The sequence below is a fragment of the Paenibacillus septentrionalis genome, assembly GCF_042659865.1.
Taxonomy (GTDB): domain Bacteria; phylum Bacillota; class Bacilli; order Paenibacillales; family Paenibacillaceae; genus Pristimantibacillus; species Pristimantibacillus septentrionalis.
In genome coordinates this window covers 512,914-538,501 of sequence record NZ_JBHSTE010000001.1, presented here as the reverse complement: position 1 = coordinate 538,501, position 25,588 = coordinate 512,914, and the positions used below count along the sequence as shown (strand labels likewise).

The following is a 25,588-nucleotide window of genomic DNA, read 5'->3' as shown; positions in this document are numbered from 1 at the left end:
CAGAGGTGGATACTATGGAAAATGAACTTGTTAGATATTCAAGAGCCGGCGACATTTTTCACTATCGGTGGGCTGCTCGACGTTGCCTGCGTTTAATACACCCTAAATCTCGAATTAAATATATCGTAATCGAGGGATCTAGGGAAAGTAAGCTGGCAGGTGAATACGTAATTGATGTATCTGAGTATTCGGATTCCTTAATTCAAGGATATCAAGATGTCGCCTATTATCAGTTGAAGCACACAACTGTTCATAAAAATAATCCATTTAACCTTAGCGATCTCAAAGAAACATTTGAGGGTTTTTCAGCAAGATTTAAAGAACTTACTAGTGAAACAACAACTACAAAAGGTAAGATGAATTTTACTATTGTCACCAATCGGCCAATTAATCAAAACCTTAAAGATAGTATAGAGAAATTAGCTGCAGGTAAGCAAATTAATTCACAATATAAAAATACACTTTCAAAGTATACACAGCTATTTGATGAAGATTTAAGAAAGTTCTGTGCTTGTCTTAGCTTCTCGGACGGAGAGGGAGACTACAATACCCAGAAGCATCAACTTCATGTCGAAATATCACAATTGATTGCTGGCAGTATTGATAATCCTGAGCTAGAGCATATTACGGCTTTAGTTCGTGATAAGGCTTTACCTGATAACAATGGTGTAATTGTTCGTGAAGAAATACTTGAGAAATTTAAAGTTGCATCTGAACGTGATCTCTTTCCAGCTCCACCTGAGTTTGAAAAACTAGAAACCCTTCTGCATAGAGAGCAGCATAATGACCTGTTGAAAACCATTTTAGAATCAGCAGCACCGTTGATCATCCATGCACCTGGAGGTGTAGGAAAGACGGTTTTTTCCCGTCAAATAATTCAATCGTTACCTGTTGGATCTTTTGGTGTTACTTATGATTGCTTTGGTGGGGGACGTTATCGTAATCGAAGTGAAGTACGGCATCACCATCGCCAAGCATTTGTTCAGATTGCTAATGAATTGGCTACACAAGGTCTTTGCGATCCACTAATAGTGAATTCTGGCGCATCTGAAACAGATATATTAAGAAAGTTCCTCGACAGAATTGAAACAGCAGTTATTGCTTTGAAGAAATCAAATAGTAATGCAGTCCTAGTGATCCTAATAGATGCAGCCGATAATGCTGAAATGGCCGCGGCGGAGTTCAATGATAATTGCTTTGCTCATGAACTTCTCCGTGAACGTATAATCGAAGGTGTTAAAATGGTTGCCCTTTGTAGAACGGAGCGTATACATTTACTCCAGCCGCCTAGTAGCATCAAACAGCTTGAGTTGAAGCCATTTTCGGAAAAAGAGTCTTTTGATTATTTAAGATCTCATTATCCACAAGCATCTAAAGAGGATGGAGTGGAATTTTATAGGCTTACTAGTGGCAATCCACGTGTACAGTCAAATGCTTTAAGTTTAAGTAGTAGTACGATTGTTGAACTATTCTCCAAACTTGGAAGTGTTGGAAGCACTGTTGATGAACAAATAGAAGGACAATTAATGTCTGCAATTGATTCAATAAGGGATAAACTTCATGATGATTACAGAAAACAAATTGAATCTATCTGCGTAGGTCTTGCGACATTACCTCCCTTTATTCCGTTGAAGGTCCTAGCTAGGGCGGCTGATGTTGAGGAGTATACTATAAGAAGTTTTGTCGCAGAAATGGGACGTCCTTTATGGCTTTCTGATTCCTCGGTTCAGTTTAGAGATGAGCCTACGGAGACTTGGTTTAGGGAAACTTATGCAGCATCGAAGGAACAAATAGAGTTTTTTATTGATCAAATCAAACCATTGGCTAGCGAGTATTCATATGTGGCTTCTGCTATGCCTTCTCTATTATTACAAGCAGGGATGTACACTGATCTCGTTGAATTAGCTCTATCTGACAATTATCTTCCCGATAATCCGATTGATAAGCGCAATGTTCGAGTGTACCGCCTTCAATTTGCATTTAAGGCTTCTTTGAAACAAGAAAGTTTTGTCAAGGCAATAAAATTAGCTTTACGAGCAGGTGAAGAGGTAGCTGGTGATAAGAGACAGCTCGAACTTCTTACGAGCAATATTGATCTGATTGCGCCTTTACAAGATGAACAACGTGTACAGGAGTTTGCTTTTCGTCGTTTGTTTAGTGGTTCTTGGAAAGGATCAGTGAATGTTTACTCAGCAGCGTTGTTATCAACAGTCAAGAATTTTAGGGGGGAAGCCAGAAGCTTTCTTAGGGCTGCTGAGAACTGGTTAACTCTATACTTCGAAGATAGAGATAAGAAAAAAGAAGAAGATATTCGATTTCATCATGAAGAACTAAAAAATGAAGAAATTATGGAACTCGTATACACACATTTTAATTTACATGGGGTGGAGAGGGCCTTCGAATTCCTTATTAGTTGGTACCCTGAGAAAGTAATATATCATATTTCTAGGCAGCTGTTTAAACGGCTAATGGACCTAGGGGAAGTATCTGCTGCAAGGCAGTTTGCAAAACTGGGTAAACGTAATCAGTATTTAATAATTGCTTTCGCACATGAATCTTTAGATATTGGGTATATTCCTAATTCAGATGTTCTTTGCACTTGCCTTGATTTACTAACTGCAAAGCGAGCTAGAATTTCAAAAATAGAAGACACCTTTCAAGACACAACACTTCAATCTGTTATCTGTTTTCTCGAATCTTGCGCAGCAAACAAGTTACCGAAGGAGAAAATCATACGAGTTCTAAATCATTATTTCCCTCAAAATGCTTCACGGTCTATTACAAGCGATTACGATAATAAAGATCGTGCAATTTTTATGCGTGCCCAGGCATTAAAAAAAGTATTGCTTTTAGATCTCGAAATCGATACTAATGAATTACTTCCAAAGGATTTACAACATAACACCAAATATAAGGATGAACAAAAAATAAGAGAAATAAAAGAAGTAATAGACGGTTTGTTACCTTGGTATATGCTGCGGGTACGATGTTTAGTAGGGGGAATTCTTGATTTTGATAATGAAGTAGCGAAAGTGGAAAAAGAGTCAGGATCAGCAACAGCGAGTCGTTATAGAGACTATGATAGTTTACCAACGGAAGTAGCTAGAGTATGTTGTGACGTTTTAATGTTTCATAAATTTTCCGGACAAATGTCAGTCAGAACTTTTTATGAAAATTATATAAAAAATAACAGAATATTTCTTCCTGATCATCTGAAATTAGTTCGTTCTGCTTTCCGATTAGACCACTTAGCTGAACATAAGCGTGATTTTGAACAAAGTGCTTATGACGTAATCCATTCTGCTACAGACATTGGGCCAGATGAAAGGGCGAACTATTATATTGATCTTGCGCGAGCATTGATTAATGTAAATCGTGATGATGCTGCAGTTTACTTTAATTTCGCTATCGATGCCGTTTCGAAATATGGTGATGAGATCGTCGAGAGATGGGAAGCAGTTGTTTCCCTAGCTAACCAAAGAAAAGTAGATGAATTTGCGCCTTATGATATAGCTTACAGATTTATACGTTGTGCAGAGCTTATCGGAGAAAATGTAGCTCGTGAAAAGTATTGGGACAGAGAGGAGGCTGTTAGGACTTGTATTCGATTGTCTCCGGTTACTGGAATCGCTGCACTAAGCAGATGGCGGGACAGGGAAATTGGTTGGTTTGATCATCAATTAATTGCTTTGTCTGAGGAGCTTGTAAGAAACGGCTACGTTGCACCAACGGTAGCATGGTCTCTTTCTGCGTTTATGACTGAGTTTGAAATAGGGGATTTCTCAAGACTATGTATAGAGAAGGAAACATCGCATGTTAACCGAAAGTATATTTTTGATTCAGCTATTAGAGAACTCAGGATAAACGGAGTTGAAGGGGGAGTTTGGGACCAGATTGATGAAATGGCTAAAAAATACTCATTACATAGTAACCTGCTGGAAGAAGTTATTGCGTATAAGCGTCACATTGCTGATGAAGAAGGAAATACTATTAACCAAGAAAGTACCGCCTCGCTCCGTGTACAGTCGGAAGAAAGTGCGATTAATTGGAATGAATTGCTTCATGATTTGGACTTGGTTTCATCTATTGGATTAAGACAAGCTATCCTACGCTATGATGGACTTCCTCGGACTGTGCGAAACAGCGAGTACTTATGGCGTGAAGTCTACAATCGAATTCCCGATAGTGAAGCAAAGAAGTTTTTTTATGAGCTTCTTAAAGTAGATGAAGCAGATTTCTATGATATACATGATGCACTTATGTTAGTACCGGAAGAATGGCATCGCAAAATGAGCATTAAAATAGAGTGGCCCCAAATCATGCAACTCGTAGGAAAAAGATTTGCTACTTCTCTGTTGGAAAGGGGAACAATCTCTTTTTTCACTAGGCGACTTCATTTGGGGGCGGAAAATATACCTTTTATAAAAAAAGGAATTATTGAAGGGTTAGCAACCCACGGAGATTTAGTTCATGCAACTACATTTTTTGGCTTTGTAACTATTGCATCGCAACATGTCTCGACACAGGAAGCAACTGATTTACTTGACTTCGCGTTATCGAGATTCGAACTACATATTGAGTCTGAGTACGCTGATGGGCCATGGTCTCAATTGTTGTTACCACCGGTTCACATGGGAAATGCTTTTTCAGGTTTTGTTTGGTCTGCTTTAGGATCTCCAAGATCTTCAACACGATGGCGTGCCGTTCACTGTGTTCGTAGACTCGCAGAAGCTCAATGCAGGGATGAGGTCGATGCTTTAATTGATTGGATGGAAAGGGATACTGTTGATGCATTTGGGGCTAATAAATTTCCGTTCTACAACTTACATGCAAGGCTATATTTATTAATTTCACTTGCTCGTGTATCAATTGATAATCCAAACATATTACTGCATCATTGTAATGTTTTTTATAAATATGCCTTAAAATCTTCTCCTCATATCCTTATTCAAAAATATTCAGCTGATATTGCACTCAATATCGAGAAGGCTCAGCCAGGGACTTACCCGGAAGAAGTAGTTGTCTCGATTCAAAAAGTGGGGAAAAGTCAATTTGATAAGATTGAATTAGAGGACCGTTGGGAAACAAGAGATAGTTATTGGCATGCTAGTGAGACGATTGATACTAGTTTAACTTTTCATCATGGGTATGATTTTGATAGATACTGGTTTGAACCATTAGGGCGGTTATTTGGAATTACCGGGGAGCAAGTGGAGGAACTTGCTACTGATGTGGTTGTTAATGAGTGGAAAATGCAACATGATGGTAGTTATAGAAATGATCCGCGCTATTCTTTGTTGAGATCGTCGAGCGAACAACAAGGAACTTATCATAGCCATGGAAGTTACCCGCGAATAGATAATTATAATTTTTATCTATCATATCATGCCATGCTTGTTGTAGCTTCAAGGCTGCTAGAGAAGATGCCTGTTGTTCACAGCTCAGATTGGTATGAAGATGAGTGGTATGAGTGGTTGCACAGACACTTATTGACTCGGAGTGATGGTTATTGGCTATATGACCGTAGAGATCCTGTTCCTTTGTATAGAAGAGGTTGGATTAATGAAGTAAGAAACCCAGATTGGCGTGAAGAGATATCAAATGATGATTTTCTTGATGGCATATTATCTGAAAGAAACGGAGAACTATGGCTAAACGTTTTCGGATCTTGGGAGGATAGAGATAGTGAGAGATCGGAAAGTTTCTATATTGCAAGCTCTCTTGTCTCAATTAATACTTCTCAATCACTTTTACATGCATTAAGTACATGTTCCAATCCGCATGACTTTAAGTTGCCTGATTACGAAGAAGACGAAATGGAAATAGATGTTGATATCTTTAAACTTAAAGGTTGGGTATATCAAGAAGAAGCATCTAAACGTCTGGATGAGTTCGATCCACATTCTGCTAAAGTAGATTACCCTCCTTATAGAATAGGGAACTCTATCGCTGAGAAAATGAAGATATCATGTGATTATGAGAAGAGGGAATGGACTTTGGCGGATGAGAGTAGAGCATCAATAATTTGTGAAATCTGGGCGCCTATTCATGATAGTCATGAAGATGAGGAAATGTGCCGCGGCAATAGACTAACAGCATCGCTTTCATTTCTAAAAAAACTTTGTTCTGAATTCCAAAGTGAATTAATTATTGAAGTTCAAATTAGAAGAAGATATAGAGAGAAATCAAATATGTGGAGGGAAGAGTCGAATGAATATAAACCACCGCTTAGCAAAATATTTATCTTATCAGCAGATGGAAGACTCAGAGATACAGAATCGTACTATGACCTTGGGCAAAGCACTGGTCAAAGAACTTAAATTGGATCCCGGTGTTGACACCCTTGCTCGTTGGATGGCGCATTATATTGCTGAGCAGATTGAAAGAGCTGAGAATAGCACTGGAGCTGAAAAACAAGAGGCAGAACAACGTTGTTTTGAAACGATATTAAAGTTATGGGATCACAGATCAACGTTCCCAAGTGGCTCAAGGCCATTTGAAGATTTTGAGCCTATACTACGTACACTAACTCGACTTGATCCTGAAAATGATCGCCATTTCTTCTTTGAAAATAAAAGGGAAGCAATGGAAGGTGTTCCAGAAGAAGTTCAAAAGTGGCTGAATGTAGCCAATGGAATAGATGAAGCCGCACGCGTATGGTTGAAATATGTTTTTGAACAAGCTGCATTGGCTGCAACCGATGACTCTACAATCGAATGGTTAGAGAATTCAGTAGCACTCCAGGATAGCGACCATTTTTCTGTAATTTTTCGAAATCTGCATAGTGATATCGATGATATTTGGGGAGAAGACCAAAAACACAGTGAACAAAAACGGAAGACTATAAATTCGAGAATTAAGAAACTTGAGGCTTTTTCAGAATTAAACCAATTGTTATTGACTGAGTACAAAAAAGAACTAATTAGAATGCAGACATGAATCTGCAGAGCTTGAGTGACGGACAGTACTAGTTTACCTTCACTGCTACTTACTCTAATGGCATCTGAAAGAGGGTTTTGTGATCGCGACGATAAGGGGGAAGTGGATGAAGTTTTATAAGCTTACCAAAGCTGGTAAAGAATCAATGATTATGTGGCTATTTGCTACATAACCATTGATTCTTTTTTTATCATCATACTTTTTATATACACTCCAGTAATATATTCTCTTATTTGAATAGGCACTACCAGTGAAGTCGGGCCAGCCGCGCAGCAAAGCTGTGGCCCTAACTCCAGTTTGGAGAGATTGGAACGACACCGGCTTCAAGTAGCTTATTGTCACTGTTCGATGTTTCTACTCGTATTTCTGGATCTCTCCGAAATCGATAGCACAGCAATCAGATCGCCTTCTGTTACGGTAAGCAGCTAGTTACTTACATTGAAAGAGAATTAAGCTTTTTATGGACTCTTTTAATGTTTCTGTATCAGTATCGTATTATTTCCTTGCAGCCAGCTTTTCCTTTTTACGTCTGAAATATCGATGCGATCGTTTAAATAACTGATCAGGTCTATATGGACCATGTTCTTTTTGATATTTGCTTAATGCAACCAGCTGTAATAGCATCTGTATCGCCAAAATGATTGACGCGAGTTGAAAGAACGTTTCTGTATGTGGCGGAAAGAATCTTGCAGAAGTATACACTGCAAATATGCTATAAAAGATTGATATAGTCCTATATTTAGTTACTTTGTTATACAACTTCTTCTCAATACTAATGATCTTCCCTAAAGCAACAGGTAACGAAAAAGCAGCTGCCATAAATAATATAATTTGTAACCATCCGCTTGCATTAATAGTCATGAAAACTCGATTGTAGAATGAAAATATTGTTGTAGGGAGGTGTATTCCGGTTAAAATAGAAAAACCTGAATTGAATAACTGTAAAAGTGAAGGTATAACAACAAGAGTTAAACGAATCCAAAAAAGTCCCAATCGTTTGTCCCATATTGGAATTAAAGAAAAAAACTTATTAAATGGCTCAAGTTTGTTGCGTAGGTTAAGGAGAGTATAGCCTCGTTTTGATTTGGTTCGATGATCAAATACATTATTATTAACTTGCTTTTTTTCGTAAGGTTTCTTTTTACTACGTTTATTAGAACTTGGCATCGTTTTTCCTCCTACATAATTCGATATATTCATAATACGAAAAATTATATTTTGGGTTGCTATGTGAGATGTACTAAATATTATTGAATGCTCATGATGACCGTGACGATAAAGGGGAACTGGACGGAATTTTATAAGCTGCACCAAAGCTTATAAAGAATCAAGAACTAACGGTTATGTGGCCATATGCTGCATAGCCGTTGTTCTTTTAAAATCATCATACTTTTTGCATACGTTTACTAGCTTGGAAGCGTGTAAGCTTTGAATATAAAGATTGACTAAGAGAGGAGGAGGCTGCTTTTGTTTTTTTCAGCAGGTTTTCACAAGATTGGACTAAGCAAGCGACGGAAACTAATTCTTCTGCAAATTCTTCCTTGACCGTTAAAAGTATTTGTCTGATACTGGAAGTAATAACTTCAGTTAGGGGAGGATTTAATTGAAGGACTGGGTTAAAAGAAAATGGTTAGTTTTAGGTAGTGTGACACTAGTAATAACATTTCCAATATTATTAAATTACTTAATATTCTCTTGGAGAGCACCTGGAGTAAATGGAAACTGGATGGACTTTATTGGTAATTACATTGGTATAATTGTTACAGGGATCTTCAGCTTTCTTTTATGGAAAACTTCTATTAAGAGTGCGGATGCTGCTAAAGGTAGTGCTACTGCCACTGAAGAGAGTGTTAAAGTAGCAATAAAAAGTGTTGAAATAGCAGAAAAAACATTGAGTTTTTATAAGCAACAGCAAGAAAAACTGGATACAGAACGAAGCATAATGAGCAGAGAATATCAAGATAGATTTTTGAAAGAAGCCAGGTATCTTTATAATATATTACGGGGTATTGGGGATGGTAAGCCTAATTTGGTTGCAATTCAAAAGGGGTATTATATTAATTTACCTACACCACGTGAGTTTGCGGAGTTTTTTAAAGATGAACAAATAGAGTGTATAAAAAAAATCTGGCAAATATACTTAGATCACTACAGTTCTTCTTGGATGGAACATGATACGGGTGAAGTGACTCGTTTAAAGTACGATACAGATCCTAATGTTAAAAAAGAAGCATATAAGGCGTCTAATGAGTTAGCTGAACAATTGATGAAATTAGAATCATACGGTAAGTTATATTAAATCAGAAGCGTTACTGAAGCAAAATTAAAAGTCACCTTCGGGTACTTTTTCTTTAGCCTAACGCATGCATGTATAGTTTCAGCGACTGCACCAGAAAACGTCAGGACGGTTGGAGTACTACGATAAAAATGCAGTCGCAAAACTCCCACATATGAAAAAACAAAGCTGACGAGGGAGTTGAGCGCTAATATATGACAAAGCATTTAAGAAAGAGACTGTTAGATTGAGTGATGAGTTTGGGAAGAAGAAAGCTGCTGAGCAATAAGGCATATCCTTCTACACTCTGCAGAAGTGGAGAAAGCGAAGAACCTTGTATGGCAAAGGATCACATCGGAAGCAGACGCGTTTATATAGCTACAATAAAACCACATGCGAAATGGAACTAGAAAAAGAAATAGTCGAGTTGCGCCGCACAAATGAAATTCTGAAGGTTCGCAAAAGACTGGAAACGGTAAAGACCTGCCAGCTCTATGCCTATATCCGTAAACGACGGAATCAGAAGACCGTCAAGGTAATGTGCAAAGTACTTACTGTCAGTGTTGTCATTGAAACAAAAGGTTCTGAGCTAAGCTTAAATGAGGCATTTCCAGAAGAACTGGGAATGCCTCATTTCTGTTCAGATTATTTCTTTTTTCTTAAATCTAAATCCAAAACGATCTACATATTCAGGAAATTGGTTGTGCAATGGAATAATTTTATCTTTGAATTTCCTCAATTCTGTTTTAGTATAAGTTGAATTTAATAGAAGTATAAGTGCAATTTCGGCACGCTCATTACCAAGAGCTAGTGATGTTTCGATGGCTCTTTGAGCATTTGTTATATCGACTTTTTGATCTTCAAGTGCAATTTTTATCGCAGCTGCTCTCCACTTTTGAAATCCTTCCTGGTTCATTATGTCTATCGAGTCATTTACCCATTTAATAACTTCCTGTTTAGGTAAATTATTGATAACTACTTTTATAAAATTATTTCTGTATTCTTCATCAATTTCAAAAATAATAATTTCATCTAAGTATTCAATAAGTGGATTACTTTTAAAGTGATACTCTAATAATTTACTTTCCTCTGTATTAAGATTAGATAATATTGATACTCTTTCTTCGGTTCCCATAAACTCCCAACGATTAAATAAAGCTTTTCGAAGAGCAGTGACAGAAGAATCATAATGTTTAAAGAGTATATTATTAAAAACTTTGCTATTGACTTTACACCTTCTACTCAATTGGCCGAGAATATTTATCTTGGTTTGCGAGTCTAATAAAGTGAAGAGGTCAAACGTTATATTTGGATTATTAGATTGTGGTATCTTATACCAATTTTCTAGAATCTCGTCCCAATTTGCATCAGTATAGTAATCACATACTCTATTGACAATTTGGTTGAGATAGTTTGTTGAGTTATTTTTGTATTGATAGTGATTCGATAGGAATCCTTTACTTATATTCGCAAAATTATTAATACCTTCAAATATCCATTTATAAGCTTCTTCATCGTCAGCCCAAAGTTCAAAAAAGATATCTAATCTATCTTCAAAGACCAATTCATTGAATTTTAACCATATAAACTTGTCTGTTATTGATAAGAAAGCTTCTCTATTTGCAAGAATAGATTCCTTTATGTCTTGAGAAGTATTCAGTTTCCTAATTACACCTGGAGTCAGAGATTTTGCAGAATTTGAAGCCGCATTCTCAATCTCTGTTTTTAAAGTCTCAATTAAATCTCCAAAGTTATTTAAAACATCCGAACGGTTGATGAGAATATTAAGATATAGCTCTTGTTCGACTTCATCTAGATCAAATGAGAAATTCTTCTGACAGAATCCTGGTATCCCAGGACAATCAGGAAACCTTTTTATGAAAAAGTTTAGTTTTTTATTATTTTCATTTTCTCTCCAATCTTCAAGTATTGAGCGTACGTTGTCTCGAATCAAGTCGTAATTCGAAACTTCTTTCATGAAATTGTTTACTTCAAATAAATCGTGTTCATTAAAACCGCTAAATGAAGGATGAACTGTCAACGATATTAACTTTCCGAGTACTTCATCGTCATTTGTATGATGGTTACACCAAAGTAATCCAATACCATCTAAAAATTCCTCAGATTTAAAATCGTATATTTCCAGTAACTCATTTATCAATTCAGAATTCAAATTTGAGTCTGTTGATATTACCCATTTTTCAAGCCATGCTGTTAAAGTAAATTCAGGGGTTACATTCAAATCTAACGAATCCTTTAAAACTCTGATCCAATTAACATTTTTATTAATACTGTGATTAGCAGGAATTTGTAAAATTACTGATAGCAATGTATAACCATCATTATCATCAATAAAAGAATTCTCGAGTAAAATAGAGAAGTCCGGTTTATTTAATCTATTAATATAATCGGGCCGTTCTATCCATAAATATAATATGTCTTCTTTATATAAAGTAATGTTAACCTCAGCACCATATTCAATCCAGAGCCTATCATCATGTAAAATATAGTCTAAGAAATAACATACTTTTGTAGGAGGAAAATTGTGTAGAAAATTTAGATTTTCTCGAATTAATATCTCCCAGTTATGAAGATCCATTTCGGAAATCATTGATAAGTCAACTTCAGATTCAATAAGTGTTTTAATTGTATTATCTACTTCTAATCCAGGGTTATCATCGATATCAGAGATTACTGCAGCTAGGACAACTTGTTTGTCTTCGAGTTTTAAGTTTTCAAATGAAGCTTTAAATTGTTCAATCTCCGCATTTAAAAGATACTCTTTTATTTTTACTATCTCAGGTTTTCCTGTAGCAGGGTTAAGTTTTTCATTACTAAAATAAATGAAAGGCCTCGGATCATCCTTTGGAATAAAACTATCTATTTTACTTAGATAACCAGTAAGAGCTTCGTCAAGGTGTTTATGCTCTTGAGTAATGAGGTAAGGATTAACAATGAGCTCCGAATAATAATCTGGAAAATCTGTTTGTAATACTGTAAATACGGCAATAGCTAGTGGATTAGCCGATAACAAATTTCTACCAGTTTCTTGATCGCGTTTTTTTGCTAGTTGCCAATTCGCAGAAAAGGAATTAATTAATGACTTCACTTGTCGTGGTGTTTTAATTGAAGAATGTATTAACGCACCAAGAACCCTATCAATGTTTATATCGTCATCTTTTATCCAAGATATCTTTTGATCTATTATTAAATTCTTTGCATATCGTTTCATATTTTTTTGTTCTAAAATCGGTAAGTGAATCTGATAGTCAAATGTTTTATTTATAAACTCAGAAACATAATGATTTTTTGTGGAAATGTTGCCGTTTAGATCCTCAATAATTTCTTTTTGTTCGAACGCAGTTTTTACTCCATTTCTAAGAATTATTTCATCACAAGGAATTATAAATGCAACATGTTTGGAATTCAAAAATGTTTTAATAGTATTTAAAGCAGCTAACATCTGAGGGGGAGGTAACCGATCCATATCATCAAATACAAGTATAAGATTTTGTCCTTTATTTTTCTTTAAGTATCGATCAACACTCATCTTAAACCTTGTTTCGTATTGATCACCGTGAATTAATGGTAAGGATTTTGTTGTTAATTGAGTTCCACGCTGGTAATTGCCTAAAAGGGGTTGTACTACTTTATAAATAAAAGTAAAAGATGCAAGTAATAAAACTCCGTTTAAAGCGCTACTAATATTAGGGTAAAAGAAAGCTAGTGTAATTAAACTAAGAAAAATCAAGATGAAACCAATTGCTGTAAGTTTAGAGTGTTTATTAAAGAATAGAATTGAGAAAATACCTGTGCCGGCTGCACTTTCTGTTATAGTTGAATCTTTGTCTAATCCTTCGTCATTTCGAATATCTAATTCAGCTTCAATCTCACGGACAATTTTTCTATGTAAAGAAGGAGCGTCATCAGCAAATTTCCAAACACTAATTACTTTAATGATGAATTGATCTTTCATTTGACTATTTGCCGCAATTATGTTTTGAAGAAGTTTTACAATTGAAGTTTTTCCTGATCCCCATGGTCCAAATAATCCTATGTTGATAGGGAAATTTCTTTGTTTCAATAATTCAAATAAAATTTCTGCAACCTGAGCGTACTGAAATTTGTCTTCGTTCAAGTTCTCTAAAGGCTTGTCCTCAAGAAAAAACTTCTTTTCTATTATAGGATCATTCGATCTCTTTAGTTTATCAAGCATTGATTTCACCACCGTTTATTATTTGCAACTCCTTCTATAATTCTACAATATTTTACAACCAATTTTCTACTTGTTAATGTTATTGATTTTTTGCTCAGTATTATATAGGTTAGAAGTGCCAATACACTGCATTTGTAGTCTTAATTCAGCAATCTGCTTGCAGAAAATAGAAATGTCTATCATGCAGAAGTTAATTCGTTCCCCTCTTTGTCGGTGCCAATTGGATCGTGCAACGAAACATCCTTACGTGTTTTTTTCAATGAACGCAAATGCATCAGAATTTCATTTTCGATGCAGCGAGCGGCAAAGGTAGCGAGCTTGGTGCCCTTGCCAGTTTGAAAGCCTTCAATGGCCTTAATCAGTCCGATCGTGCCGATTGAGATTAGATCCTCCTGATCTTCGCCGGTATTATCAAACTTCTTGACGATATGTGCGACTAGCCGCAAATTATGTTCGATGAGAATATTGCGTGATTCAACATCTCCTTCAGCCATCCGCGACAAATGGTACTGCTCTTCCTCTTCCTTCAACGGCTGTGGAAAAGCATTGTTTTTGACATAAGACACTAATAAGGTCAACTGCTTAATAAATAAGGCGATTGATGCAAAAAAACCGGGCATAGCTCCACCTCCTGATGAACTGGCAAGGGCCTAAAATTGGCCGCTGTAGTCTGTTCTCTAATGTATGTGGGTAGTTGCCCAGTTGTGCCTGTACCAAGAAAATAGGTACGAGTAGGGGATTAATAATTAAGATAAATAATAAGTATTACATATAAAACACAATAATATATACATCAATTAAGAAATAAACGTAATTTTAATTTGCAAACGGCAAGTTAAATTCCATTAAACTGAAATATCAAAAAACATGAATCTTGCAATGTTGTGAATGTGATAAATTTTCGAAATTAATTTACGGTGGATAGTACGGGTTTGTCTACAAATTCTAAAGTCATAGATAAGGTTACCGGGGAATAACAATAAACAATAAATGAAAGAAGCTTGTAAACCACTTCTAGAAAGTAGTTTACAAGCTTCTTATCTAAACGTTAATCAGGCCTGAGCCAATTTACGACTAATCAGATTCATCCTTAATCTCTCCAACAATTTCCTCTAATATGTCCTCCATTGTTATAAGACCTAGTGTCTGTCCTTGCTCGCTTGCAACGATGGCGATATGTATATGACTTTGTTGCATTTTCAACAGCACATCTTTAATGGGAGTCTGTGGATGAAACTTCGGCAGTTCTCTAATATAATCATTCATTTCAGTGTAATCACCGGCTGCAATATCGGTAAGCATTTCCTTCGTATTAATAAAGCCAACACATTGGTCACTGTCCATGACGGGGTAACGTGTATACTCATGCTCTAAAATGATATTGACCATCTCATTTATTTCGATGCGGATGGGAAGAGCGACGATATGATCAGCTGGAAGCATGATTTCCTTCAGCATTCGATCATCAAATTCAAATATGTTTTGAATATATTCCAGCTCTGATTTATTGATTACGCCGCTCTCAAAGCTTTGATCAACAATCCACTTAATTTCTTCCTCTGAATGTACGCTTTCATGCGTGCTTGCTTTAACGCCTAGCATCTTTAACAATAGCTGTGACGCGCCATTTAACCCCATAATAATAGGGTATGTGATTTTGCCGAACCAATATAGTGGACCAGCAAGCATTAATGACAGCCTTTCTGCAAACTGGATGGCTAGTGTTTTTGGCATCAGCTCACCAAAAACAACATGCAAAAAGGATACAAGCGATAACGCAATTAGATAGGATAGCAAGGTTGAAAGCGCCTCGCTCATATTGAGACTTTCGAACAGCGGATGAAGCAATTTTTCCACGGTAGGTTCACCGAGGGCACCGAGCACAAGCGCTGTAATCGTAATGCCCAGCTGACAAGCTGATAGATAAAAATCAAGCTGCTCAGTTACTTTTTTAGCCATAACTGCTTTTTTGTTCCCTTCAGCAATTAACTGATCAAGCTTGGAACCACGAACTTTTAGAATAGCAAATTCAGCACCTACGAAAAATGCGGTTAGCCCAATAAAAATTGCGACTAAAATGAGATTAATTATAATTGTACTGTCCAATCATTTCCCTAAACGTTAGGGATTCACCTCCAAGGCATAGTATAAAACAACGTTTATTTTACAAAAGCAGGATTGACGTTACTTTTGTTTAGCTCATCTTCATCGAACTCGTCGCGAATTTCGCCTACTAGCTCTTCTAATATATCCTCAAGCGTAACAATGCCGGATGTGCCTCCAAATTCGTCAAATACGACCGCCATATGAACCTGCTTTTTTTGCATCGTAAGCATCACTTCTTTAATAGGCGTTGTTTCAAAGACAAAAGGAATTTCACGAATAAAGGACTTTAGCTCGGTCTTATTACCATGCTGCCCCGATAAAATTTGAGGCAATACCTTTTTAACATTGAGCATGCCAATAATTTTATCCTTATTATTGTTTTCGGTAACAGGGTAACGAGTGTAGTTATTTTCCTTCATAATTGCAAGGATTTCCTTGGGATGAAGGGACTCGTCAAGTGCAACCATTTTTGTTCGCGGTACTAGGACTTCCTTGACACTCTTCTCGTCGAATGCGAACACATTCTCCATATATGCAAGCTCTTCCTTATTGATTTCCCCACCCTCATAGCTCTGAAGCATAATGATTTTAATTTCTTCTTCAGAGTATGCATCTTCATGCTTTGCAGGTTTAATTCCAAATGAATTTAGTATCGTTCTTGAAGTACCATTCAATAACCAGATAAATGGATACATCACTTTACCGAACCAATAAAGGGGTGCGGATAACAAGAGAGTTACTTTTTCAGAAAATTGAATTGCTAATGTTTTTGGTGCCATCTCACCTACAACAACATGTAAAAATGTAACTAAAATAAAGGCAATGGCATACGAAATTGCAGAGGTTAACGCAGCAGGAACCTGGAGAAGCTCAAAAATCGGCAGCATGACTCGCTCAACGGCAGGCTTTCCTAGTGCGCCAAGCCCGAGAGCAGTAACGGTAATTCCTAGCTGACAAGCGGATAAGTAATAGTCCAAATCACTCGCAACTTTCTTTGCAAGTACAGCTTTTTTATTACCCTCGGCTATAAGCTGATCAATTCGTGACATTCTTATTTTAACTACAGCAAATTCAGATGCGACGAAAAAAGCAGTCAAAGCAAGCAATAATACGAGGATAAAGAGATTAATAATTGTTATCGTGTCCAAAATTTCCCTTCTATGAGGGATTCACCTCCAAAATATGGCTATACTAATGTGAACAATTATGTAAATGATTTAGCTGCCCGATTCCTCCTCCATATGATTTGATAATGTAGTACGCAGCATCAACTTGTTCGTTTCATTAGAGAATTCTTATAATTCTGCGGAAGACATTCCATGTTACTCCAATACTTCACCAATGTCCTTAATGCTAATCTTAACGTCAGTGTTCACCTTAATATTGGGGAACACTTCATGCCAATCCATGCTCTTCCATTGTTGATAGTTAAGTGTCGCTCTGACGTGCTTGCCTATACCTATACTATCAACATTATTTTCTTGCATCATAGCAATCATGTCATCAAGTTGATTTTTAATATACTCTGCAATTAACCTTTCCGCTTCCACGCGACCGTTTTCAGAATTCAGGTTTATTGTACCGATATACTCAAGGATTGTACCTGATACTTTTATACGCAAATCGATATGAAACTCGTTGTTGTCGTTTTTAGAAGTAACCTTAATTTTCCGTTCACTACTTATTGAGCTGAGCATCATTCGTTCATTGCTTCGACCTACTTTTGTAAGATCAATGCTGAGCTCCCCGCGCTTGAATGGTCCGCGCAAAAAAGCGAAAATTAATGCTTGGTCAGTTTCGACTTTCGTAATATATCGATCGCCTCGAAATAAGGCAATCCCGTCTATCTCAACATGATTCCCAGCGTCCTTAATCATTGGCGCTACGGAATCAATGCCATCATCCCAATAATCCCTGGAAAACCGAAATAGGTTCATTTTAGGAATAGTTTGTGATTGAGATTCCTTTTCAAGCATGCGTTCTATATATTGGCCTGTTCTTGAATGCTGAGAATAATCTTTACTCAAAAGCTGATATGCGCTTCCGTTTACAACTGTAATTTTAATCTGAGGAGAAACGGAAGGGTCACGTAATAACGCATCAATATATTCCCATACGCCTTCCTTGGCTAAGTTTATTCCGAATAGCGTATTACGCATTTGTCCGCTTACAAGAATTAATTCAGTCTGTTTGGAAAGATTGATTCTTCCTTCTTTGCTCGTAGCGGAGGTAGCTTGCAAAAATTCTCGATTTGAATTACTATTCCCCTTTCCTCCAGCAGATTCAGGTCGTGGAATTGTCACGCTCACGATCAATTTTTTATCGGATTGTTCTTCGTTTTCTGCAAGATCATACGTTGCCGTATGAGTTACCCCGAGTCTTTCCAATATACGCTGGTCACCACAGCTAGTTAGAAGCACGATGCTCACGATGATTAGTACTAATCGTAGTCGGTTATGCAAGACTCCTTCTCTCCTTTTCTAAGCAGCAATATAACAATAAGCAGCAAGGGAAGTCCAAATGCGATTGCTATTTCCGTTATTCCAAGGAATGTAAGCCATGCCTCAACCTTGCTAAGTACATCTGGTATCCATGAAACCGCATATGCAGCACTTATTAATACTGCTGTGATCCAATTGCCGTTTATTTTAGGAACAACACGCAGAACGGCTTCTTTTGCAGCCCATATATAGAAGGTGATACTAATTAAATTAGTAAATATAAACATGGAAAAGGTAAAGGTCTCAATTCGTTCAACAAACGGGAAGCTAATTTGTGCTAACAGATCAATGACAGGGTAGCTCAGCCTTTTTAATTGATTAAAGCTGTATAGACCAAAGCAAACGACGCATACTGCCAAATAAGAGAGGGTAACCATAACGTTTGCTAAATATACAGACTTTATAAAACGTTTGCCCTTCTCCACATATGGAAAAAGCAGTATCGCTAGCTCATACCCTAAAAACGCTGAATATACGGTCAGACCACCTACAAGCACATTAGGAGAGTGCTCGTGAAAAAAGAATGGCGTCATGTTCACCCATTCAAAATCTTTGATAAAGTACAATAGGAGAAGGAGGAGCCAAATAAGAATCCAAAAAAAACTAGTAGCTGCCTTAGCTATATTGTATATTCCTTTTGAAATTAGAAGAAAAGCTAGAAAATCTACGAGAAATTTAATGAACATGGGATGCGTAGTCGGAAATACAAACGTTTGAAATATAATAACGTATTGTTTGGCTATCAGACATCCCGTTAACGTCCACAGACTGACTAAAAAGGTGTAGAGCGGGATAATGAACACCTTAGGTAGTGCTTGTTCAATAATGACAAAGATGGATTTACCCTTACTAAGTCGATATACAACTGAGATGAGCCAAATATTAAAGGTCGCCATCGCTGAATAGATTAGTATGGTTACCCAGCCGTTATATCCCGTTTCCTGTGCCAGTAGTCTTGGAAGAGCGAACAGTACAACGCCTGATTGGTTCATATATACAAGCAAGCAGATATGAAAAGGATGCAGCTTCTCTTTCATCATAGTCCCCCAGTTTTATTTCTTTTGTCTAGTTTTAACTTCATTAGGTGATCTCGACTGTGAAGGTCTTTTACGCATTGCCCAAAATGGTGCACGAATGAAAACATCACGCCAATCCTTGAATTGATGAGGGGCGACAGGTGTTAAATACGACGTGTTTAAACTCGTTAGTCCTGACAAGTGGATAATAAGGTATGAAATACCAAGCATGATACCCAAATCACCCAAAATACCCGCCAATACAATTAAACCGAAACGGATTAATCGAAGGGACGCACTCATGACGTAACTAGGAATGACGAAGGAAGCAATGGCAGATGAAGCAACTGCAATAATTAAAATGTTGCTTGTAAAGCCTGCCTGCACCGCTGCTTGGCCAATTACGATACCGCCAACGATACCAATGGTCTGACCGATTTTGGTCGGAAGCCGTGCTCCTGCTTCTCTTAGCAGTTCAATCGTTAGTTCCATGAATAGTGCCTCATATAGAGGGGGAAAAGGAACTCTGCTTCGTGATTCGGTAATAATTAGCAATAGCGACTCGGGTATCATTTCATAATGATACGTTGTAATCGAAACATATAATGCAGTAAACAGTAATGTAATTACGATTGCTGCAAACCGCAATATTCTAAGTGAAGTGCCTAGTGCCCACCTTTGATAATAATCATCAGGAGACTCCAAAAATTCAAAAAAGGAGGACGGTGCTGAAAAGACAGAAGGACTGCCATCTAATATCCCGACAATTCTTCCCCCAGTCAGTTTAGACACTGCTGCATCTGTTCTTTCAGTTGTTGTAAATAACGGAAAGATGGAATTTGGGAAATCGTCAATGTACTGGGTAATCATATTGCTGTCATGTACAGCATCAACCTCGATCAGCTCGATACGTTTCACTAATTCATGTACGTATTCCATATTAGCGATGCCATCTATGTAGAGAATGTATAAATCATTTTTGGTAATCTCGCCAACCTGAAGCTTGATCACCTTTAAGTGGGAGCTTTTTACCCTTCTGCGAATAAGGGACAAATTAATGCTGGCAACCTCATTAAAGGCATCATGCGGTCCAGTAATAACCGTCTCAGTTTCGGATTGCTGAATGGATCGAGCATTTGGTTTATTGACATTAACTAAATAACAATTCGTTTGATGAAAAATAGCTGCCTGTCCGTCCAGTATTCCTTTTATAAGACTTTTAGAATCTGTAACCTTTTGAAATTGACTTCTTTTGAAAAGCTCTTGAATATTCCATAATTGAATATTCGACAATGGTACGATGACATTGTTATTGAACTCTTCAGTACCGATCAAATGGTCGAAATATACAATGTCCACAGAAATACTCGGGAAAGTTCGATGCGCGAGATCAACGCAATCCTTGAAATTATCCAAGGTATGCTGCAGACTTGGAGGAACAATTTCTTTTTGTTCTTGTTGATCGGTAGCTTGCCCAGAGAAATTGTCGGTAGTTGGGTGGTTTGTGTCTTGAAAGTTCGTCATTGGTCATGCCCTGCCTCAATCAATCTATGTACCTTAAGCGTAACCTTTAATTAGAAAATTATACAATGGTCACCATCGTCAAACGGGCGATGTATTTGAACCCCCTATAAGCAGATGATAAAATGAGACTTAATACAACGATCACGATCGTTACAAAGGTGGAATTCTCATGTCCGTAAAATTTCAAGCATTGGTTGTTCATAAAGAAGAGGAACGATTTACTATGCGAATTGAGCAACTGACTACCCATGACCTGCCAGAAGGAGAGGTATTGGTTCGTGTTCATTACTCTAGCGTGAATTACAAGGATAGCCTCGCGGCAACTCCTGCAGGGAATATTGTGAAGACGTATCCATTCGTACCTGGCATTGACTTGGCTGGAGAAGTTGTATCTTCCGATGACCCACGATATAAAAAAGGCGATGCAGTGATTGCAACAAGCTACGACATTGGAGTTTCTCATTTCGGTGGCTATAGTGAGTATGCGCGTATTCCTGCAAAGTGGATCGTTCCACTTCCTGAAGGTCTAACTTTAAAAGAAGCGATGATAATCGGAACAGCGGGCTTTACTGCAGCCTTATCTGTGCGGCGTTTGCAGGAAAATCATCTATCGCCTGAAAAAGGGAAGGTGCTTGTTACAGGTGCTACAGGTGGTGTTGGAAGTTTCGCCGTGTCGATACTTTCCTTATTAGGCTATGAGGTTGAGGCAGGCACAGGCAAAACCGCAGAGGCAGAGTATTTACAAGAACTGGGAGCCGCAGCTGTACTTTCTCGTGAACAGGTATACGACGGAACAGGTAAGGCATTGGGAAAACAAAAATGGGCGGCAGCCATAGATCCAGTAGGTGGAGAGCCATTATCAGCTGTGTTAAGTCAAATTCAATACGGCGGTTCAGTGGCAGTCAGCGGACTAACAGCCGGAGCACAATTGCCAACAACGGTTTTTCCGTTTATTTTAAGAGGTATAAACTTGTTAGGCATTGACTCTGTATATTGTCCAATGGAGACAAGGCTAAGTGTTTGGCAGAGCTTGGCTTCTGACTATAAGCCAGCAAACTTGGAGTCGATTGTAGCACAAGAAATAAACTTGGAGCAGCTACCAGATATTCTGCCTACTTTATTGTCAGGACAAGCAAGAGGAAGAACATTAGTGAAACTGATATAATAGAAAGTCTAGTAAAAGTCATACGAAGCAGAAAGCAGCCAGCATGGGCTGCTTTCTACTAGGCTATTCTGTTGATATGTTATACTAGATTGTGTCTGAGACCTCTGAGGACAGCCAATGTGCCCGAAGACCATCAAGGCGCGATGTAAAGGCGTACCGGGATACGTCAAGCAAATGGATTAAAACAGGGGGAGAAAAGGCGGTGAAAGTTGTCACTGTCAGATACGCCCTAGATCGTATGATAAACATGAAACATGGTGGTGGATAAGTTGTCTGAAACGCTCTTATCGTTACGTTATGCCTCAAAAAGCTATGGTAGACATAAGGTACTGTCAGATGTTTCTTTTCAAATCAAGCGAGGAGAAACGATTGTTGTTCGCGGGAGCAACGGCTCAGGCAAGAGTACGCTGCTTCGTATTGTGTGTGGAATAGTTCCTGTTTCTTCTGGCGAAAGAGTTGTTCAATCAACTAAACTACTGCTCGGCTATGCGCCAGACCGTCTACCGAAACTCAGAATGACATCTACTCAATATTTAATGCATATGGGCAGAATCTCTCAAATGCCAAAACAGCAGCTTCAAACACGAATTGCTGACCTGCATGCGTTCTATCGGCTTGAACAATCGTCAATTCATATGACGCATTATTCAAAGGGGATGCTGCAAAAGGTGAATATGATGCAGGCCACGCTCGTAACGCCAGATTTGCTTGTGCTGGATGAGCCGTTTTCAGGGCTCGATTCAGAATCAGTTGAACATTTGCTAGATTCGCTCAAGCAGCTCAAATCCCGAGGAACCTCCATTATGGCTGCCGTTCATGATCCTTTTTTGGCAACACAATTGGAAAGTCGAACGTATTGGATCTATCAAGGAGAGCTGCGTGAAGAAATTGAAAAAGCCTCTAGTATTTTTGAGCTGGTATGCGAAATAGAAGAGGACATGCTCAATCGTTTGCTGGATACATATCCGCAAATTTCCTATCAATGGAAAGATAAAGGTCACGTTAGTATTAGCTTCAACCAGTTGGACTACAACAGGTTGATGCAGACGATGTTGACTAACGGGATCGAGATTATATCGCTGCAAAGAAAGGAGCTACGCGCTTGATTGCTTTGCTATCTTATATACATACTTGTTTTATTCGATCCTATCGATTCGGGCCACCAAGCTTAGTATTTATAGCGGGTATTATCTTTGTTTATAGCGTAAAGCCGAATCCAGTGATGGAAAGCTATGCCTTTTCCGTTTCTTTTTTATTCGTTATTTCATCAGCGATAAGCTACGTGATTATGGAGTTAGAATCCAATCATCAAGAAGCGATCACAATGACCCATACAAGGAGTATCGTTGTCTTATACGTAGCAAAGCTGCTCTATAGCTGGTTATTCACGGTACCTTTTGCCTTATTGGCTGTCGTTTACCCTGCTGCACTTCAGCTGTTCGATCGGAATCCAACCGTGGAGGAGATCGTTCTTGTTCTGTTATACCATTTGACAGCTGCTTGGCTCGCGGTTACAGTCACATGCTGGTTTAGCTCCAAATTTATTCGCTCACGCCTAACCTCTTTTCTATTATTAAGCTTGCTTATTGTCCTGACCTTCAGCGCTAGACCGATTATCGATCTTCTGCCAGGTCCATTAAAGGCTGCAGGTTATTTGCTTCCACCGTTGGAGCGGAGTTTATATGTATTATTCCACTATGAAGCTACTGAACTAGCAGTTAAGTGGCTACCGATAGGGGCTATTTTATTGTACGGTATGTTATCAACTGCACTGTATCTATATATTGTTAACAAGCGTAAACTAGATGCTGTATAAGAAAAAATATGAAGACAGGTTTAGTCATCACCCGCATCCTATATATTTCGCACATATTATTCACTCTACAGAAGGAATACCCCTTGTTAGCTCGAATTATGTGTATAGGTTACAAAATTTTCTATTTTAATGAAATGGGGAAGGATTATGCCTGAAATTGTAAATTCATACACGCAAAGCATGCCTAAAGTTACATTTATAGGAAAGAAATACGGTGATGAAGATCGTGTTGACGGTGGATTTGGTAGCAAGTGGAATGAATGGCTTCAGAATAAGTGGTTCGATACGCTTGAGGAGGCATACGGGGGCAGAGAAGTGAGTCAACAACTATTTACAGATGGAGACGCAGCAATCGGTCTGATGAGGTGCAAAGAGGGCGAGCCATTCCAATATTGGATCGGTATGTTTGCCCCTGCTGATGCACAGGCGCCGGAAGGCTATCAATCGGTTGATTTCGATTCTTCGGAAGTCGGGATATGCTGGCTTCAAGGCAAGGAGCCTGATATCTATGGAAAAGAAGATCGATGCATGGCTAGGCTTGCTGAGGAAGGGTTTAAGATTGGAACAGATGACGAGAATGCTTTATGGTTCTTCGAACGTTATGTACTCTCTCGTTTTACTCCCAATGAGCAAGGAGAGCTTGTATTGGACATTGGCTTTTTCCTGGAGTAGTCATAAAAAGCGAGAACCCGCACGGGCACGATTAATTCGGCGCGTGCGGGTTCTCGCTTTTTGATTTCATGATCAGCTTGTACACATTATGCTTCGCGCTAGGCTTCTGTCCAATCCCCTTTGTTCGTTCATGAATAGGGTATTAATATGGCAAGCTGTAAGCTAGTTCATTGCTAGCAGGGGAGTGATCAGGCATAGATATGATTATTCAAGATGAGCTTTATTCCTTGGTTAAGCAATATGTAGAACCGGAAATGCTTATCCTAATACCGATCCTGCTGTTTTTCGGATGGATGATGAAAAAAACGCCTAGTATTCCTAACTGGGTTATCCCGTATGTTAATACAGTTGTCGCTATCGCAGGTGGAATTGCACTGGTCGAAACAGTAGTAGATGGAATTATCCAGGGCATTCTTGTTTCTGCATTATCAACGCTTTCGTACAATATGTACAACCAATGGAAGAAAAAGAACGAATAGATTCGTTTTCATGGAGGGACAGTCACCGCTTGCCATGGCTGTCCTATTTTATAATTTCGCTGGCTTTACTTGGGATAATCACAAGCGTACAATGGTAGCATCACTAATCGCTGCAAAAAGGAGTGCTTAATGAAATGAATGATACAATCAAGCTGCTTATGGAACATAGCTCGATTCGCAAATATGCTGACACTCCACTAACGTCAGATCAGCTGCATACCATTATCGCAGCGGGCCAGCAAGCCTCTACTTCGAGCAATATGCAAGCATATAGCATTATTCGAATTACGGACAAAACGATCAGACAGGAGCTTATGAAACTAAGTGGTCAACAACAGCATGTTGAAGAAGCGCCAGAATTTCTAGTCTGGTGTGCGGATTTGTCACGAATTCATCATGCAACGATTGGCGCTAAACTGATCGCTCCTAATGATCATCTCGAATTGGCAGAGCATTTTATTATTGCTGCTGTGGATGCTGCTTTGGCAGCGCAAAACAGTGCCGTTGCCGCGGAGTCAATGGGATTAGGAATTTTATATGTTGGCGGGATTCGGAACCATATTCATCAGGTAGCCGAGCTGCTGCAGCTTCCACGCTATGTTGCGCCATTATTCGGCATGTGTATAGGGTATCCACTTGAACAGCCGATTTTAAGACCACGATTGCCTATCGCGGCTGTATTGCATGAGAATCATTATACTTCAAATGATTCTCATGTTGCGCAATATAATGATAGGATGGCAGCTTATGTGTTTGATCGGAGCGGAGGCAGACAACAGTTTAATTGGAGCGAGGCGATGGCTAAACGCCTGGAGGGCAAGCAGCGGGATGATGTTTTAACATTTTTACATAAACAAAACTTATTGAAAAAATAAAAAA

General features: G+C 38.3%; 16 protein-coding genes and 1 pseudogene. 9 read left to right on the top strand and 8 right to left on the bottom strand.

Annotated elements, in window-relative coordinates:
- The first annotated feature begins 14 nt into the window (after positions 1 to 14).
- Both ACFP56_RS02500 and avs3b read left to right on the top strand, forming a co-directional pair.
- Positions 15 to 6,320 carry an ATP-binding protein gene (locus tag ACFP56_RS02500; RefSeq protein ID WP_379230764.1) on the top strand — a complete coding sequence of 2,102 codons (6,306 nt, stop codon included), beginning with the start codon at positions 15 to 17 and terminating at the stop codon, positions 6,318 to 6,320.
- Positions 6,211 to 6,939, top strand: coding sequence for an AVAST type 3 anti-phage proein Avs3b (avs3b, locus tag ACFP56_RS02495; RefSeq protein ID WP_379230761.1), 729 nt, complete (start codon positions 6,211 to 6,213; stop codon positions 6,937 to 6,939). The genes ACFP56_RS02500 and avs3b overlap by 110 nt, the downstream gene beginning before the upstream one ends.
- Positions 6,940 to 7,434: 495 nt before the next feature.
- On the opposite strand, the gene ACFP56_RS02490 is transcribed toward avs3b, so the two are convergent.
- A complete protein-coding gene (locus ACFP56_RS02490; protein WP_379230759.1) occupies positions 7,435 to 8,106 on the bottom strand; it encodes a hypothetical protein in 672 nt (223 codons plus the stop codon).
- A 436-nt stretch (positions 8,107 to 8,542) separates the two neighbouring features.
- On the opposite strand from ACFP56_RS02490, the gene ACFP56_RS02485 reads away from it, so the two are divergent.
- Positions 8,543 to 9,238 (top strand): hypothetical protein, encoded by a 696-nt coding sequence (locus tag ACFP56_RS02485; protein ID WP_379230757.1) that lies wholly within the window; start codon positions 8,543 to 8,545, stop codon positions 9,236 to 9,238.
- Positions 9,239 to 9,854: 616 nt separating this feature from the next.
- Here ACFP56_RS02485 and ACFP56_RS02480 read toward each other — a convergent pair.
- The 7 genes and pseudogenes from ACFP56_RS02480 to ACFP56_RS02450 form a co-directional block, all read right to left on the bottom strand.
- Entirely contained in the window at positions 9,855 to 13,430 is a 3,576-nt protein-coding gene (locus ACFP56_RS02480) for a P-loop NTPase fold protein (RefSeq protein WP_379230755.1), read from the bottom strand.
- A 188-nt stretch (positions 13,431 to 13,618) separates the two neighbouring features.
- Positions 13,619 to 14,050: pseudogene (locus ACFP56_RS02475) on the bottom strand (sigma-70 family RNA polymerase sigma factor); the annotation flags it as partial.
- Positions 14,051 to 14,504: 454 nt separating this feature from the next.
- Positions 14,505 to 15,536: a hemolysin family protein gene (locus ACFP56_RS02470; protein ID WP_379230753.1), complete on the bottom strand. Its 1,032-nt coding sequence runs from the start codon at positions 15,534 to 15,536 to the stop codon at positions 14,505 to 14,507.
- A 53-nt stretch (positions 15,537 to 15,589) separates the two neighbouring features.
- Positions 15,590 to 16,684 (bottom strand): hemolysin family protein, encoded by a 1,095-nt coding sequence (locus tag ACFP56_RS02465; RefSeq protein ID WP_379230751.1) that lies wholly within the window; start codon positions 16,682 to 16,684, stop codon positions 15,590 to 15,592.
- Between the two features lie 174 nt (positions 16,685 to 16,858).
- Positions 16,859 to 17,998, bottom strand: coding sequence for a Ger(x)C family spore germination protein (locus ACFP56_RS02460; RefSeq protein WP_379230748.1), 1,140 nt, complete (start codon positions 17,996 to 17,998; stop codon positions 16,859 to 16,861).
- A complete protein-coding gene (locus ACFP56_RS02455) occupies positions 17,977 to 19,074 on the bottom strand; it encodes a GerAB/ArcD/ProY family transporter (protein ID WP_379230746.1) in 1,098 nt (365 codons plus the stop codon). Before ACFP56_RS02455 ends, ACFP56_RS02460 begins: the two co-directional genes overlap by 22 nt.
- A gap of 15 nt (positions 19,075 to 19,089) precedes the next feature.
- On the bottom strand, positions 19,090 to 20,577 hold the full coding sequence (locus ACFP56_RS02450) for a spore germination protein (RefSeq protein WP_379230744.1): 1,488 nt from the start codon (positions 20,575 to 20,577) through the stop codon (positions 19,090 to 19,092).
- A 169-nt stretch (positions 20,578 to 20,746) separates the two neighbouring features.
- On the opposite strand from ACFP56_RS02450, the gene ACFP56_RS02445 reads away from it, so the two are divergent.
- The 6 genes from ACFP56_RS02445 to nfsA all read left to right on the top strand — a co-directional run bounded on the left by ACFP56_RS02445 (position 20,747) and on the right by nfsA (position 25,584).
- Positions 20,747 to 21,742 carry an NADPH:quinone oxidoreductase family protein gene (locus ACFP56_RS02445; protein ID WP_379230742.1) on the top strand — a complete coding sequence of 332 codons (996 nt, stop codon included), beginning with the start codon at positions 20,747 to 20,749 and terminating at the stop codon, positions 21,740 to 21,742.
- Between the two features lie 260 nt (positions 21,743 to 22,002).
- Entirely contained in the window at positions 22,003 to 22,848 is an 846-nt protein-coding gene (locus ACFP56_RS02440) for an ATP-binding cassette domain-containing protein (protein WP_379231757.1), read from the top strand.
- Positions 22,845 to 23,558: a hypothetical protein gene (locus ACFP56_RS02435; protein ID WP_379230740.1), complete on the top strand. Its 714-nt coding sequence runs from the start codon at positions 22,845 to 22,847 to the stop codon at positions 23,556 to 23,558. Before ACFP56_RS02440 ends, ACFP56_RS02435 begins: the two co-directional genes overlap by 4 nt.
- A gap of 147 nt (positions 23,559 to 23,705) precedes the next feature.
- Entirely contained in the window at positions 23,706 to 24,230 is a 525-nt protein-coding gene (locus ACFP56_RS02430; RefSeq protein ID WP_379230737.1) for a hypothetical protein, read from the top strand.
- A 200-nt stretch (positions 24,231 to 24,430) separates the two neighbouring features.
- Complete coding sequence (locus ACFP56_RS02425; RefSeq protein ID WP_379230735.1) at positions 24,431 to 24,709, top strand: phage holin family protein; 279 nt, start codon at positions 24,431 to 24,433, stop codon at positions 24,707 to 24,709.
- Positions 24,710 to 24,843: 134 nt separating this feature from the next.
- Complete coding sequence (nfsA, locus tag ACFP56_RS02420) at positions 24,844 to 25,584, top strand: oxygen-insensitive NADPH nitroreductase (RefSeq protein WP_379230733.1); 741 nt, start codon at positions 24,844 to 24,846, stop codon at positions 25,582 to 25,584.
- Positions 25,585 to 25,588: the final 4 nt, after the last annotated feature.

Coding starts and splice junctions, on each gene's coding strand:
- ACFP56_RS02500 (WP_379230764.1), top strand. CDS start 15: ATGGAAAATGAACTTGTTAGATATTCAAGAGCCGGCGACATTTTTCAC.
- avs3b (WP_379230761.1), top strand. CDS start 6,211: ATGAATATAAACCACCGCTTAGCAAAATATTTATCTTATCAGCAGATG.
- ACFP56_RS02490 (WP_379230759.1), bottom strand. CDS start 8,106: ATGCCAAGTTCTAATAAACGTAGTAAAAAGAAACCTTACGAAAAAAAG.
- ACFP56_RS02480 (WP_379230755.1), bottom strand. CDS start 13,430: ATGCTTGATAAACTAAAGAGATCGAATGATCCTATAATAGAAAAGAAG.
- ACFP56_RS02455 (WP_379230746.1), bottom strand. CDS start 19,074: ATGAAAGAGAAGCTGCATCCTTTTCATATCTGCTTGCTTGTATATATG.
- ACFP56_RS02450 (WP_379230744.1), bottom strand. CDS start 20,577: ATGACGAACTTTCAAGACACAAACCACCCAACTACCGACAATTTCTCT.
- ACFP56_RS02445 (WP_379230742.1), top strand. CDS start 20,747: ATGTCCGTAAAATTTCAAGCATTGGTTGTTCATAAAGAAGAGGAACGA.
- ACFP56_RS02430 (WP_379230737.1), top strand. CDS start 23,706: ATGCCTGAAATTGTAAATTCATACACGCAAAGCATGCCTAAAGTTACA.
- ACFP56_RS02425 (WP_379230735.1), top strand. CDS start 24,431: ATGATTATTCAAGATGAGCTTTATTCCTTGGTTAAGCAATATGTAGAA.
- nfsA (WP_379230733.1), top strand. CDS start 24,844: ATGAATGATACAATCAAGCTGCTTATGGAACATAGCTCGATTCGCAAA.